General features: G+C 61.0%; 10 protein-coding genes. 5 read left to right on the top strand and 5 right to left on the bottom strand.

Going from position 1 to position 14,239, the window contains the following annotated elements:
• Position 1: 1 nt before the first annotated feature.
• The 3 genes from hrpA to AB0O97_RS06990 form a co-directional block, all read right to left on the bottom strand.
• Positions 2–4,042, bottom strand: a complete 4,041-nt coding sequence (gene hrpA / locus AB0O97_RS07000; protein WP_363881269.1) for an ATP-dependent RNA helicase HrpA — start codon at positions 4,040–4,042, stop codon at positions 2–4.
• A gap of 36 nt (positions 4,043–4,078) precedes the next feature.
• A complete protein-coding gene (locus AB0O97_RS06995) occupies positions 4,079–4,939 on the bottom strand; it encodes a hypothetical protein (protein ID WP_363881267.1) in 861 nt (286 codons plus the stop codon).
• A gap of 111 nt (positions 4,940–5,050) precedes the next feature.
• Positions 5,051–5,542 carry a MarR family transcriptional regulator gene (locus tag AB0O97_RS06990; protein WP_363838556.1) on the bottom strand — a complete coding sequence of 164 codons (492 nt, stop codon included), beginning with the start codon at positions 5,540–5,542 and terminating at the stop codon, positions 5,051–5,053.
• A gap of 75 nt (positions 5,543–5,617) precedes the next feature.
• On the opposite strand from AB0O97_RS06990, the gene AB0O97_RS06985 reads away from it, so the two are divergent.
• On the top strand, positions 5,618–6,637 hold the full coding sequence (locus tag AB0O97_RS06985; protein ID WP_363839344.1) for an EamA family transporter: 1,020 nt from the start codon (positions 5,618–5,620) through the stop codon (positions 6,635–6,637).
• Between the two features lie 645 nt (positions 6,638–7,282).
• On the top strand, positions 7,283–9,034 hold the full coding sequence (locus tag AB0O97_RS06980; RefSeq protein WP_363838559.1) for a DUF222 domain-containing protein: 1,752 nt from the start codon (positions 7,283–7,285) through the stop codon (positions 9,032–9,034).
• Between the two features lie 36 nt (positions 9,035–9,070).
• Here the strand turns inward: AB0O97_RS06980 and AB0O97_RS06975 are convergent, their stop codons facing one another.
• Positions 9,071–9,772 (bottom strand): class I SAM-dependent methyltransferase, encoded by a 702-nt coding sequence (locus AB0O97_RS06975; protein ID WP_363838562.1) that lies wholly within the window; start codon positions 9,770–9,772, stop codon positions 9,071–9,073.
• On the opposite strand from AB0O97_RS06975, the gene AB0O97_RS06970 reads away from it, so the two are divergent.
• Positions 9,771–10,343 (top strand): hypothetical protein, encoded by a 573-nt coding sequence (locus AB0O97_RS06970; protein WP_363881265.1) that lies wholly within the window; start codon positions 9,771–9,773, stop codon positions 10,341–10,343. The two genes, AB0O97_RS06975 and AB0O97_RS06970, sit on opposite strands and share 2 nt — an antisense overlap.
• On the opposite strand, the gene AB0O97_RS06965 is transcribed toward AB0O97_RS06970, so the two are convergent.
• Complete coding sequence (locus AB0O97_RS06965; RefSeq protein WP_363881263.1) at positions 10,340–11,710, bottom strand: GH1 family beta-glucosidase; 1,371 nt, start codon at positions 11,708–11,710, stop codon at positions 10,340–10,342. The two genes, AB0O97_RS06970 and AB0O97_RS06965, sit on opposite strands and share 4 nt — an antisense overlap.
• A 482-nt stretch (positions 11,711–12,192) precedes the next feature.
• On the opposite strand from AB0O97_RS06965, the gene AB0O97_RS06960 reads away from it, so the two are divergent.
• Complete coding sequence (locus AB0O97_RS06960) at positions 12,193–12,582, top strand: PadR family transcriptional regulator (RefSeq protein WP_363881261.1); 390 nt, start codon at positions 12,193–12,195, stop codon at positions 12,580–12,582.
• An 8-nt stretch (positions 12,583–12,590) separates the two neighbouring features.
• On the top strand, positions 12,591–14,078 hold the full coding sequence (locus tag AB0O97_RS06955) for a hypothetical protein (RefSeq protein ID WP_363881259.1): 1,488 nt from the start codon (positions 12,591–12,593) through the stop codon (positions 14,076–14,078).
• The last annotated feature ends 161 nt before the right edge of the window (positions 14,079–14,239 follow it).

Raw genomic sequence — 14,239 nt, 5'->3', positions numbered from 1 at the left:
GTCAGGCCATGGCCTTCGCCAGCGCCACCCGGATTCGCTTTTCTGAGACCGAATACGCAGTCCCCAACTCCACGGCAAACAGGCTCACGCGCAGTTCCTCGATCATCCAGCGCACATGATCCAGCCCAGCCGTGGACCGCTGGCCGGGCAGCAGGGCCGCCACGGCGTCGTCGTACTCGTCTTCAAGACGCTGCACGGCGGCCATCGACTGGCCATCGCGCGCCACATTGCTGGGTAGTTTCTCCAGACGCTTCTCAATGGCACCCAAGTACCGCGGCAACTGACTCAGCTGGGCAAAGCCCGTCTTGGCCACGAAGCCCGGGTACACGAGCAGGTCCAGCTGCTGCTTGATATCGTTCAGGGCGCTGATCAGCGGCAGGCTCGTGGTGGCTCGCAGCTGCTTTTGGATGCGCATAGTGGACGCCAAGACCCGTTCGACGACGGCGGTCACCGAGAACACCGTGTCAATCAGTTCCGCGCGGACTACTTCATACAGCGCGTCGAAATCTGCTCTGTTCCAGGGCAGCGCGGCCGGGGTCAGCTTGTCGATGTTGGCCAGCGTGCAGTCCGCAATCAATTCAGTGACGCTGCCGTGGGGGTTCTGGCTGAACGTGAGCTTTTCAGTGTTGCTCAGGTGGTCCAAAACGTAGCGATCCGGCGAAGGTACACGCAACGCCAGCAGCCGAATGACGCCGCCACGCATGGCCGATTCCTGCATATCCTGGCGCTGGAACACGCGAATCCCGGCGGTGACGCCCTCATCCACCAGCGCCGGATAACCGGTCACCGTGTGCCCGCCTACCAGACGCTTGACTTCGCGGGGGAGCGTGCCCACATCCCACGTGGTGATCCCGGAACGCTCCGCAATACCGTCCGTCACAGCGATTGTGCCGCCGCTAATGTTCGACGCCGGAGCGGCACCTTGCGCCGTTGCGCTACCTGCCGCTGTGGTGCCGTTGGCGGACGGGTTCTTGGGGTTCTTCGCGGAAGGGTTAGTCAGCGGGTTGGCCAGCGGGTTGGCCAGCGGAGCCCGGCCTGCCTGCGTTGTCTTCGGCGTTGCGCCGAGCGATTCAGCAATGGCGCGCCGGGTGGCTCCGGCCAGCTTGGACGCCAGCTCGGAGAGATTCTGGCCCTCTTCCAAAATCCGGCCATTCTTATCCACCACGGAGAACGTCATGCGCAAATGACTCGGCACGGCGTCCCAATTCCAGGAACCGGGCGGAATGACATGGCCCTTGAGTCGGCGCAGCGCCAGCTCAAGGGAAGGCTCCAAGGCATCCGTCGACGGATCGAAGTCCTCGGCCAGCGATGCCGCAGCCTGCCGCGCAACATCCGGTGCCGGAATAAAGTTCTTCCGAATCGCCTTGGGCAGCGACTTAATCAGGGCAGTGACCATCTCGGCACGCAGGCCCGGAATCTGCCACCTAAACGGAGCTTCCGACAGCTGGTTCAGGAACAACAGCGGCACCTGAACGGTCACGCCGTCGGACGGGTTGGGGGCAGAACCCGGCGCGGTGGGATGGAACTCATAAGAAAGCGGCAGCTCAAACTCGCCCTGCGTCCACAGCTTGGGGAAGGCGGCCTCATCCAGCTCCGGCTCCTCGGCCATGACCACCTGCGTGTCAAAGTCCAGCAGTGCCGCGTTCTCGTGCCGGGCGTCCTTCCACCACTTGTCGAAGTGGCGCTCTGAGACAACATCGGCGCCCACACGCTCATCGTAGAACTCGAACAGCGTCTCGTCATCCACGCGCAAATCACGCCGACGCATGCGGGTTTCCAGCTCTTCCACCTCGGCCAACAGGGCCTGGTTGCGGTGGAAGAACTTGTGGTTGGTGTGCCAATCACCCTCCACGAGGGCATGGCGGATGAACATCTCCCGGCTCAGTTCCGGATCGATCTTCCCGTAGTGGATGCGGCGGTTCGGCACGATCGGGACACCGTAGAGCGTGACCTTCTCGTGCGCCATGACCGAGCCCATTTTCTTGGACCAGTGCGGCTCACTGTACGTGCGCTTCACCAGATCTGGCGCCACCTGCTCCGCCCACAGGGGATCGAACTTCGCGGCCACGCGCGCCCAGAGCCGTGAGGTTTCCACGAGCTCGGCGGCCATGACCCAATCGGGCGACTTCTTAAACAAGGCCGAGCCCGGGAACACCATGAACTTGGTGCCGCGCGCGCCGGCATATTCACGCTTGCGCTGGTCATATAGACCAATATGGCTGAGCAGGCCGGTCAGCAGCGACATGTGAATGGCGTCGTGATTGGCCACCGGATCGATCTCGGAGCCTGCGACCTTGATATCCACCGACTTCGCCATTTGCTTGAGCTGGGTGAACAAATCCTGCCACTCACGCACCCGCAGATAATTGATGAACTCGGCCTTGCACAGGCGCCGGAACGCACTGGAAGACAGCTCGTTCTGCTTCTCCTTGATATAGCGCCACAGATTCAGGAATCCGGTGAAGTCGGAGTTCTCGTCCTGGAAACGCTTGTGCTTTTCCGTGGCCAGTTGCTGCTTGTCGGTGGGGCGTTCGCGCGGGTCCTGAATGGTCAGCGCCGCGGCCAGCACCATGACCTCGGCGGCCACGCCGCGCTTGGCGGCTTCCACGATCATGCGGCCCAGACGCGGGTCTACTGGCAGCTGTGAAAGCTGACGCCCGACGCCGGTGATCCCACCTTGGGCGCTCACGGCACCGAGCTCGCGGAGCAAGGTCACGCCGTCGGTGATGGCCCTGGAATCCGGCGGCTGCACAAACGGGAACTTTTCTACATCCTTGGGTCCCTTGGCCACGCCCATGGCCGTCATTTGAAGAATGACGGCGGCCAGGTTGGTGCGCAGAATTTCCGGGTCGGTGAACTCGCTGCGCGCGTTGTAATCTTCCTCGGAGTACAAACGGATGCAGATACCGTCAGACACACGCCCGCAACGGCCTGAACGTTGATTGGCCGAGGCCTGGGAAACGCGCTCAATGGGCAGGCGCTGGACCTTGGTGCGGTGCGAATACCGCGAGATACGGGCTGTTCCAGTGTCAATGACGTACTTAATGCCTGGCACTGTCAGCGAGGTTTCAGCCACGTTGGTGGCCAGTACGATCCGCTTCCGCGAGCCCGGCGTAAAGACGGCGTGCTGTTCGGCCAGCGACAACCGGGCAAAGAGCGGCAGAATTTGCACGTCACGGAGCCGCGGATTTGTTTTTACCCGGCCGGCCAGGGCGTCAGCGGCGTCGCGGATCTCGCGCTCACCGGAGAAGAAGATCAGGATGTCACCGGGCGCCTCTTTGGACAGTTCATCCACGGCGTCACACACGGCATCGAGCGGGTCGCGGTCTTCCTCACTATTGCCGCCGTCTTCCCGGTTCCCACCGTGTCGGTTCCGGTCCGAGCGCAACTCAAGTTCGTCGTCGTCCTCCCCGGCGCCCTCCCCATTGGCCGGGCCGCTCAAGGGGCGGTAACGGATGTCCACGGGGAAGGTGCGCCCGGAGACTTCGATGATGGGCGCCGGGCCCTCCGCGGAGGCGAAGTGGGTGGCGAAACGCTCGGGGTCGATCGTTGCCGAGGTGATGACGATTTTCAAATCCGGGCGTTTGGGCAGGATTTGGCGCAGGTAACCGAGGATGAAGTCGATGTTTAGCGAGCGTTCGTGGGCCTCGTCAATGATGATGACGGAGTATTTGCGCAGCAGCCGGTCGCGCTGAATTTCCGCGAGCAGGATGCCGTCGGTCATGAGTTTGATCTTGGTTTGCGGGCCCACATGGCCGGTGAATCGGACCTGGAAGCCCACCTCTTCGCCGATTTCCACGCCCAGTTCGCTGGCGATGCGCTCGGCCACGGTGCGTGCGGCGAGGCGGCGCGGCTGCGTGTGGCCGATCAGACCCTTCTCGGCCAGACCCAGCTCCACGCACATCTTCGGGATCTGGGTGGTTTTTCCCGACCCCGTCTCACCGGCAATGATGGTGACCTGGTTGGCGGCGATGGCAGCCATGATGTCCTCGCGGCGCTCCGAGACGGGCAGCGCGGCAGGGTAGGTGATAGTCAAAGTCATGGTGCCACCCAGTTTATGCGGTTTTCACGTGGGCGCTTATTCGGGTGCTGGCGCGAGGGTTTCTTTGCGTGCTGCGGTGCGCAGAGCGAGCGCCCTTCTGGCCGCCAAGACCAGAAGTACGACGCCGGCCAGCGCTAGTACCGCGCCACCGGCACCGCAGGCGATTACCCAGGGGGTGGAGACGGAAGCGCTGGCCGTTTTGCTCAGTGCCGCGGAGTTGAGTGCCATGGCAGTCACTAGCGCGGCCATGCCGAAGAAACTCAGGAGCGCGCCGCTCATGAAGGTGAGTAGATTTCTGGCGGAGATTTCGCGCCACCGGCGGTCAAGGCCAGCCATGCGGGGATCCGGGAGAGTGGCCGTGGTGTTCAACCTGTGCAGGGCAAGAAGTGAGGCACCGCAGATCAGGACGGCGACGAGGAGGAGGGGCACGCCGTCGTACTTCTCAAGGGTCAGATTCGGGACCAGATCGGTTGCCACCACAAAGGCGATGAACGCGATAAAAGCGGCGAGGACAGCTGCCGGCAAGATGAAGGATTGCCTAGGCAGGAGACGTTCGCGCGTTGCGAGCTTGGCGGCGGGCAGGGCCGAGAACAGCAGGAGCCCGCCGCTGGCAGAGAGGCCCGCAGTGACCGCGATCGGCAAGCCCTCCTGGCCGGAGAGGCCAATCGAAATCCTGAACAGGGCGGCAAACATGACGGCTGCGAAGACCAAAGCGGCCACAGTGCGCCACTGGGCCCGGCGCATGGACTGGTCCTGATCGGCGGCAGTTGCGTGCAGCGGGGCCTTGCCGGCCGCGAGAGCTAGCGGGGCCTTCTTCTTGGTAATCCACGCAGCGGCCGCGGTTACGCCCCAGGCAAGCATCGCAAGAATGGCCAGCGCAGCAATCAATTTGGTCATTGGGAAAGTCTGTCATGGATCGATTCGTGTGCCGCTCCGTTTTCTGGCCGCTGTGCTGTTCCACCCGCGGTGCCCTTCAATTTTTTGGGCAAACAAGTAAGAGGGAGGCTTTCAGAGATCCGAAGCGGCTGCGGTGATGCGTTCCAGCAGGTTTGCCAGCTGTGCCTGTTCTGCTTTGCTCAGCGCGCCTGTGATGGCATGTTCGGCAGTCAGATGATCCGGCAACGTGGTCTCGATTAGTTTTCTGCCGGCGGTGGTCAGCGAGACCAAGGTGCCGCGTCCGTCGTCGGGGTTGGCGCCGCGGCTGACCAGACCACGACTTTCCAGCTTGTTGAGACGCTGGGCAACCGCGCTGCTTGAGATCATGGCGTCGCGCGCAAGTGCGGCGGGGGTGAGGCTGTACGGGGCCCCGCTGCGCAGGAGTGTGGCCAGGGCGTCGAAGGTAGAGGCATCCATCCCGTGCTGGGCGAACGTTGCGGCGAGTCGGGTGTCTACGGCTGAGGCGGCCCGGCTCAAGCGCCCGATCACTGCCATGGGAGAGACATCCAGCTCAGGTTTTTCGGTGTGCCATTGGGCAAGGATGCGTTCAAGGTGGTCTGCCATGGCACCACTCTAGCAATTTGCTAAGCACTTAGTTATATTAGCTAAGTGCTTAGTAAAAATTTGAGTTTGATAATCGTGACTTCCTTGGCCCCGATCCTGTGGGGGACTACCTACCTCACAACCACCATGTTCCTACCGGAGGGGAGGCCGCTGCTTGCCGGGGTGCTGCGAGCACTCCCCGCCGGATTGCTCTTGCTGGCCCTTTCGCGTCAGCTGCCGCAGGGTTCATGGTGGTGGAAGTCGTGGGTCTTGGGAGTGCTCAACATCGGAGCGTTCTTCGCTCTGCTGTTCATTGCGGCGTATCGGTTGCCCGGTGGAGTTGCCGCCATTGTTGGTGGGATTCAACCGCTGATGGTGGCGGTGCTGGCTAGTGCGGTACTGCTCGAAAAGTTGACTGTGCCACGTCTCATGGCCGGCGGGGCGGGGGTGCTGGGTGTCGCATTGATCGTGCTGCAATCGCAGGCTCGACTGGACGCATTGGGACTTGTGGCCGCAGCAGGAGGCACCGTGTCCATGGCCGCCGGCACGGTATTGGCCAAGAAATGGGGACAGCCGGTTTCACGTGGTGGCCGGCCAGTCACGGCCTTGGCCACCACCGCCTGGCAACTGATGGCAGGTGGAGCTTCCCTAGCCTTTTTGCTGCTGGTGTTTGAAGGTCTGCCGGCGGAACCGTTGAAGGTCACCAATGTGCTCGGGTACCTGTATCTGTCCGTTTTTGGCACGGCATTCGCCTACTTCTGCTGGTTCAGAGGTTTATCGCGGCTGCCAGCAGGCGCCGCAGCATTCTTGGGACTGCTCAGCCCTGTAGTGGCGATTGTGCTCGGGTGGGCAGTGGCGGGTCAATCGATGGGGGCCCTGCAGATAGCGGGTATCGCGGTGGTTCTAAGTTCAGTTGCTGCAGGGGTAAGCCTTGGGCGTTCGAGGAATTCTGGGGAGGGTGGGGAGGCTGGGAAGGCTGGGAAACTGCGACCGGAAACCCTGTCTGGAAAGCTGTCCTCAAAAGCCGTCGGCGTAGGTGGGCTCGGCGCAATTGGGCTCGGAGTAGGTGAGCTAGGCGTAGGTGGGCCAGGCGCACATGAGCTAGAAACTCGGTGACTGGCAGGCTCGCTGTTGATTTGCTGGCTGCGCTCGCAGATGGGGCGTCTTGCCTCGATGGCTAGGGGTATCCGGCGTCTGATACATCGGATACATCGGTGAGCTCATGAGTTGAGCGCGCGACTCATAGCCATTCCTTGTGTCCACCCTTGTGTCCCCGAATTGGGGCCCGGCCTGAAGTCGCAGCTTCAAGCCCCGAAAGGCATCCGCTGAGGCTTTGTCCTAGCGCTTTGCCTCATTCATTCCTCCACCGGCAAGGCCGGCGCCGCGGCTATCCAGGTGTCGTGGTTCTGGCATCCAGAATGTCAGAGGGTGTGCGTAGTGTCGTAAGTAGCAGTAGATCAAGGACGATCTGAATCGACACTTGTTGCAGAATTTGTCTTTGATTCAAGGACGCAATCTGGTTCCGTAGCTTTTGCCGACGGACCTAGGCGAAATGGCAAGGCGGTGAATCGCATGGCGGCTCCTGAATGGGTGAGTTCCCCAGTGGTTGTTGCCGGACTGGGGTCGCCGGTCGGCAATAGACCAGAAGTAGGGGTGCCGACTGGCAGTGCCCCAGCGGTGAGGCCGCATGTCGAGAGAGCTGCTGAACCCCCTGTGGACCCCGCGGCTGCACCAAACAACGTCGGTATTGAACCAACAGGTGTGCCTGCGTGGGAGACCTTGGCTGAAGCCAGCCCAGCCAAACCTGCGAACTCCGGTGCGGTTGCCATGGGTAAGTGCCAAGGACTGCTTGAGTTCAGCAGCGCTCTGTTGGCTGAGTGCGATTCCTTCTTTGACCCTGTGATGCTGGCGCAGCTGGATGCGGCCCTCGCTCATGAATTTGCGCACCGGGCGCAGGGGCAGGTTGTCGCTGCCACTGAAGGAATGTCAGTGGCCCTCCGAGAAAGCAAAAATACTGACGCTCTGGCCCATTTGGCACAACGTGTGGCAACGGCAAAATCAGATGCCACCAAGGCCGCGTCTCAGGCAACACTGGCCACAGACGTGCTGCGGGCCTTGGGCGGCGAAATCTCCGATGTAGGTTTTGACCCTGAAGCCGTCGAAGCGGTTTCCGGTGTCGTGCTGCTTGACGTTATTGGCTCCCTTGAACGAGCTAAAAATGCTCTTGCCGCGGCTCAGGCCCATGCGCAAACTTTATTTGTTGCCCAGCAACGGCTTAGTCAGGCTTGCGCGGGAACCCCGAAGGAAAAAGTGGGTCGCGGCATTCCCCATCAATTGGCTCTTGCCAGACACGAATCGCCGTTTAGAGGGCGCCAACTCTGTGAATTATCCGAGGTCTTGGTGCGGGAAATGCCGTGTAGCATGCAGGCATTCTCCCAAGGAAGGATCAGCGAGTACAAGGCTGGCATTGTCGCTAGGGAAACAGTTTTTCTGTCGCTGGAGCACCGGCAAATGGTGGATCGAAAAATCTGTGGTGACATGGACGCCGTCGAGCTTCTAGGAAATCGAGAACTCGGCGCGGCGGCCAGAAGAGCCGCCTACAACCTCGATCCGGAAGCTTTTGTGAAGCGGCAGGAGAAAGCTGTGGGAGAGCGCTATGTCTCGCTTCGGCCAGCGGCAGATGGCATGACCTTCTTGACGGCATTGATCCCGTTGAAACAAGGAGTGCGTGTGCTAGCCACACTGACCAAGATTGCCGATAGTCTCAGGAATTCTGGTGATGAACGGGGCAAAGGGCAAATCATGGCGGACGCGCTGATGCACCGCTTGATCCAGCACGCCCCATGCAATGATGGCGCTGGAACCGTCAGCGATCACCGGGGTGTTCCGGTGGATGGCTTCCCGGCGGCAACTTTTCCGCCGTTTGGCGCCACGGGCGACCAGTTGTGCACCACCGTGGATGAGGCCAGTATCTCCTTGGAGCTGGTCATGACGGACAGATCGCTCTTTGGTACTGACAATGAGCCAGCCATTCTTGTCGGTTACGATCCGATTCCAGCCCCTATTGCCCGCGACATGGTCCTGAACGGAGGATTCTCAGCTCGAGTGTGGCTGAAGAGGCTCTTCACCCACCCGCAAACCAATCAGCTTCTGGCTATGGATTCTCAGGGCAGACTGTTCCCGGAAGGCATGAAGGAATTCCTTCGGCTCCAAGGTCAACGCTGCCAAACACCCTATTGCGACGCGCCAATCCGGGAGTATGACCACATCAAAGCCTATGTGGCCGGGGGAGCCACTTCTCTGGACAACGGTCAAGGTCTGTGTTCGGACTGCAACCGGGCCAAGGAATCGCCCGGCTGGGTTTCCAAACGTGTCAAGGGCAGCGAGTCCCATGGAGTGGCAGAGGGTGGTCCGGCGGGAACCTGCATCAGCACTCCCACCGGCCACCGATACGTTTCCACGGCGCCTCCGTTACCGGGATACCAAAGCCGGCACAGTGTGGACCGGCAGTAAATTCTGAAGTCGTTCCTTCGCGGAATCCTGCAGTAACTAGGCCAGGCGAATGGCTCGCAGAACCTCGTCATGAATTGTGATCGGCTGCCCTTCAGAATTTTGCGCACTACGGGGCCGGGACTCCGAGACCAGAACCTGCCACTGCTGCGGATCCAGCGAGCTGGCGAGCTCCTCCGTACTGAAGTACAAATCTGGAGCATCTGGTCTCCTGGCACCTGCGTGAATGTCTGATGCTGAGTGGCCCACAATGAGCAGTGTCCCTCCGGGGGTAACCGCAGTAGCGAGTCGAGCGTACAGGGGTTCCCGTTCGTCGCTGGGTAAGTGCATGAACTGGGCGGAAACAAGGCCAAAACTGGATACCGGGAGAGTCCAGGTCAACAGATTCTGGTGTTCCCAGCTGATGGAACCCGCCAAGTCCAGCGCAGCTGCATGCTCCTTGGCGCGTTGAAGGGCTACACGTGAAATGTCCACAGCAGTCACGTCCCAGCCTTGGCGAGCCAGCCATACTGCATCAGCACCTTCGCCGCAGCCCACATCGAGAGCAGTGCGAGGGATATTTGAGGCCCCACGCCGATCGCCAGGCCGTTCATTGTTTGGACCAGAAGTAGGCGCTGTAATGGCGCCAGCATCAGGATCAGATAACTCAGCAACTAGTTGGGGATTTGCCTGCCCGCTCCACACTGTTGTGCTGCCGCCGTAGCGCTCGTCCCAGAAGTTCTCATCGAAGAGGTTCGTCATGGCAACAGGCTATACGCCTGAAGTCCGGCAAATCCTGCGCGCAACATGCCGCACTCGCATTCAGGGACTTTGGGCGCTCCCGAATGAAGAAGCCGTGCAGCAGTTTTTGGTCCTGCGCCCTAGGAGAAGTAAATCCGCCGATGGCAAAGAAGCCGCTTTGATGATTGACCTCGAGTCTGTACAGAAAATCGGATCTGCCACGGCTAAATGGGAGCTCAACGCTCCGGCGGGTTATGCCGTTGAGACGTCCAAAGACGGTTTGTTCTGGGATCGGATGAGTCCTTATAAGGTTGCTGGGCCAGGCAAGGACCAGGTCACCTTTCCAACGACTGAAGCACGGTATGGGCGGCTTGCCGGATTGACCCCCACCCAAGGCTTCGCCACCATGGGGGTGTGGAGCCTCGGTGTACACGGCATCCCCAATGCCGCAGCAGGGGCAGTGGCTACCTCTTCCGGAATTGAAACGCCAAGTTTCCCTGCCCATCAAGCCTTCGACGGGAATGCGGCCACTCGCTGGTCCGCGACCTACTCGGACCCTCGGTGGATCGCCGCAATCTTTAGCTCACTTTAACTCAGATTTGACCTGATCAATTCTTGGTACCAGTAGTACGAATCCTTAGGAGTGCGCTTCTGGGTTTGGTAGTCAACATGGACGAGACCGAAACGCTGAGAGTAGCCCGCAGCCCATTCAAAGTTGTCCAAGAGCGACCAATGGAAGTAGCCGCGGACATCCACACCGGCGTCCATGGCAGCTTTGAGAGCCCTCAGGTGAGCATCGGTGTAGGTGATTCGGCGCTGGTCCTGGACCCGTCCGGCGTCGTCCGGGCCATCGCTATAGGAGGCTCCATTCTCGGTGATGAATAGGGGAGGGAGTGACTCGCCATAGCGCTCCTTGAAGCTCACAAGCAATTGAGTGAACGCTTCCGGGACCACGGGCCAGTCGAAATCAGTGCGTGGATAGCCTTGAATCTCGCGCAAGGAAAACGGAAGAGCTGCATCCAAGGCGTGCCCATCCATGAGCGCGGCGTCCCCGGTGGTGGGCGCACCAACCAAGGTGGGGTTGTAGGAATTGATGCCGTACCAGTCGATCGGCGTGGAGATAATGGCCAAGTCACTGTCAGGGACGGGAGGGAGGAAAGGGGCCACTGCCTCGGGGTAGGTGCCGGTGAGGATGGGGTCGGCAAAGAGCCAATTGGTGATGTTCTCATAGAGTCCGGCGGCTGCACGATCCTCTTCGCTCTCACTGGCGGACCATGTGAGTGCGTGATTGTTCGCGATGCCAATATTCGAAGCTCCCGCAGAACGAAGCGCCTGAACGCCGAGGCCGTGCGCGAGCAACAGGTGGTGTGCGGCAGGGAGTGCGTCAAAACCGAGCGCCAGCCCCGGTGCGTGAATGCCTGCACCGTAGCCGAGCATCGTGACCACAACGGGTTCGTTGATGGTGATCCAGCGCGGGATTCTGTCGGCAAAGTGCTCGCCAAGAATCTGGGCGTAGTCGGCAAATCGTTCGGCGGTTTCCCGATTGAGCCACCCTCCCGTCTCCTCGAGCGCCAAAGGCGTGTCCCAGTGGAACAGGGTGGGGCTTGGGGTAATCCCGGCCTCCAGTAGTCCGTCAACGAGCTTGTCGTAAAACCCAAGTCCGACGGCGTTCACCGCACCTTTGCCGGTGGGCTGGATGCGAGACCACGAGAAGCTGAAACGGTACGCGTCCACACCGAGCTCTTGCATGAGCGCGATGTCTTCGGGATAGCGGTGGTAGTGGTCGCAGGCAATGGCTCCGGTGTCTCCGTTGTGAATGCGCCCAGGCTCGGCCACGAAGGCATCCCAAGTGGAGGGGCCCCGGCCGTCTTCGTTGACGGCCCCTTCAATTTGGTAGGAGGCGGTGGAAACGCCCCACACAAAATCACTCGGAAAACTGGGGAAGCGTGACGTGTCCATGGAGACCTCTCATCGATGGCTTGGGGGACGAGCTTCACGGAATAGAGGAGGGAAGTCAAGGGTTGGGTGCCGCGATGGGTGGTACCTAAGTGCTGGGTACCTAAAGCACTGGCATCCTAGTGCGATGGGTTGGGAAGTTCTGCCCAACGCCCACGCTGGTCTTCGGAAGCTTGGGTCTCCTTGAGAGTGCCTAAAGCCAGTCCCAACATTCAGTGCCAACATTCAGTGCCAACTGGAGGTCGACATCATGCATGCGCCCGTAACGAAGCCCATGAGCCTTTCACATTCTCCCGAGCAGGTTTTCGCAGCGGTCATCAAGACCCTAGAGGCTGGCAAGTATGAGTTGGCTTCTGCCGATGCGGGTACTTGCAGGACCGCATTTTCCAGCGGAAAGTCAGCTGATAAAACGCCGGCTGCCATGGCCGGGAATCTAAACTGACACAAAGCTTGGCATATACCCACAGTGGGCATATGGTGGAGTCATGTCTACCTCGCTAAGCTCATCGGCCTTCTGGATTCTTACCACTCTCGCCAGTGGGCGCAGGCATGGGTACGAGATCATGCTCGAGAGTGCCAAGGTCTCCGATGGCCGCGTGGAGTTGAAAGCCACCACGCTCTATGCCGCTTTGGAACGCCTCGAACGGGATGGACTTGTTGCCGCTGACGGTGAAGAGATTGTTTCTGGACGGGCCCGGCGGTATTACCGGTTGACGGATCAAGGAGCAACGCGCCTCGATGAAGAAGCCCGAGTTCTTCAATCGCAGGCACGAATGGCGCTCAAGCGTCTCTCCGGCCACAGTTATGCCTTCACGAGCCCCGGAGTCACCAGCCGCGTATTCGCGCAGGGTTTCGCGCAGGGATTCGCTCAGTGAAGCGTCCAGTGAGTGACGCAGGGAAGGGCTCAGAGACCCGCTCATCGAACGGCCCTGAGCAGTCACCGGCCAGTACTGCGGAAGCCAGTACCGCGGAAGCCCACACCACACAAGTGCGTTATGCACGCATGTTGCGCTGGTACCCGAAAGCGTGGCGCGAGGAAAATGGCGCAGCGTTGCTCGCCACCATGCTCGACTCCGCTGATGCCCAGGGCAGGCTCAAGCCCAGCACAGGGGAGCGTATCTCATCGGTGGCCCACGGCGTGGGAACACGACTCGACGCCAAGCTAGCGATGCGCAGTGGCATAGCTGCAATCGTTGTTGCGCTCGCAGTCGGCGTCGTTTTCACGTGGGGCTTGCAAGTGCTCGACGAAGCCGGATGCAGCTGGTTGCTGCCCGCGTTGAATGCCGGACTCGGCCCGGCTTTGACCATGGTTTCGGTGTGTTCACTTCTCCGCGAACGGGGCGCTGTCACGGGGCCCCGTGCCCTAGGGATTCTCGCACTCGCCATCATCGCTGTAGGGCTCACTGCGGCCACATGGCAGGGCCTCTCACTCGCCTTCGACGCCGCCGATTCCGGAATGGCCGCCCCCTTCCTCAGCCGAATCGTGGGCCCACTATTCCTAGTGGCCTGGGCCACGGGCACAGCGGCAGCCATGCTCCTGCTCGACTCGGTCTACGCCGGACGGGCCACCTGGCGTCGAATGCTCGCCCTTGTTCTCGCCGGGGGATTCGGCGCCTTGTTCGCAGGCGTGCTGCTACTCATGCCGTACATACCCGCCGCGGCGGCGCTGACTGTCACGGTCTTGGCCGTAGCCCAGGCTCAACGCGACACCAAGGTGGCTCCGGCGTCGACCCTTGAGCATCAAGGCGCCCAGAGCGGCCAGGATACCCAAGAAAGTACGACGGCGGCTCCCGGACTCTCCGTGAAGGCGGCGGTCCCGGGCCTGTTGGCATCGCGGATTTTGGCTGGCGTTAGCGGAGTAGGTGGGACCGTGGGAGTTGTGTACGCGCTGACGGGGTCCTCGTGGGGTGGGGCCAACGATGGGACACAAGCCATGGGGCAGGGCATCACGATTGGTTTGGTATCGGCGGTGCCACTGCTGGCGGTGCTTGGGTTGCGGTTTGGGCCCTCACTTAAACGCAGTCCGCGGCATATTTGGGGTCCGTTATTACTAGCTGCCTTGGCATGTGGATCGATGGCCGCGGCGTATACCAACGCTCCGTCCTGGGACGGTATGGAGCTGGGGATGCTGACGGCATCCGCGTTTGGTGGTGCGGCTCTGGCCTGGTTCCTGTTCCAGATGCTGCCAGGAACGCCAGCACTGCGAGTGCTGCTGGGGGCCCTGATCGGTGCCATTGTGACGGCGTTCCTGGGCATTATGGTCCTGCCGATGCTGGTGTTTGCGCTTCCGTTGGCTGCTACGGCGCTGGTGATTTGGCCTAGGCGAAAACGTCCAGCAGGCTACCAAGCCATGCCCGCGCAAGCCACGTAGAGTCAGGCAACCAAGGCCCGCCCGCCAGCCCACCCGCCAGCAGATTCGAGTCGACACATATGGCCCCATTCCCTTCCTCAGCCTGCAGCCCCTCGTGGAAAACGCGGTCCGGCACGGCTTTGAGACCAAGCCCGGCAAGGGGCTGGTGCAAATTAGCGCCC

It is taken from the genome of Specibacter sp. NPDC078692 (assembly GCF_040686835.1).
Lineage (GTDB): Bacteria > Actinomycetota > Actinomycetes > Actinomycetales > Micrococcaceae > Specibacter.
The sequence above is the reverse complement of the archived record's forward strand: the minus strand, read 5'-3'. Positions and strand labels throughout refer to the sequence as shown.

What these genes read in the sequence shown, in the direction of transcription:
- AB0O97_RS06990 (WP_363838556.1), bottom strand. Translation starts at nt 5,542, where the DNA reads ATGGCAGACCACCTTGAACGCATCCTTGCCCAATGGCACACCGAAAAA.
- AB0O97_RS06975 (WP_363838562.1), bottom strand. Translation starts at nt 9,772, where the DNA reads ATGACGAACCTCTTCGATGAGAACTTCTGGGACGAGCGCTACGGCGGC.
- AB0O97_RS06970 (WP_363881265.1), top strand. Translation starts at nt 9,771, where the DNA reads ATGGCAACAGGCTATACGCCTGAAGTCCGGCAAATCCTGCGCGCAACA.
- AB0O97_RS06995 (WP_363881267.1), bottom strand. Translation starts at nt 4,939, where the DNA reads ATGACCAAATTGATTGCTGCGCTGGCCATTCTTGCGATGCTTGCCTGG.
- AB0O97_RS06965 (WP_363881263.1), bottom strand. Translation starts at nt 11,710, where the DNA reads ATGGACACGTCACGCTTCCCCAGTTTTCCGAGTGATTTTGTGTGGGGC.
- hrpA (WP_363881269.1), bottom strand. Translation starts at nt 4,042, where the DNA reads ATGACTTTGACTATCACCTACCCTGCCGCGCTGCCCGTCTCGGAGCGC.
- AB0O97_RS06960 (WP_363881261.1), top strand. Translation starts at nt 12,193, where the DNA reads ATGTCTACCTCGCTAAGCTCATCGGCCTTCTGGATTCTTACCACTCTC.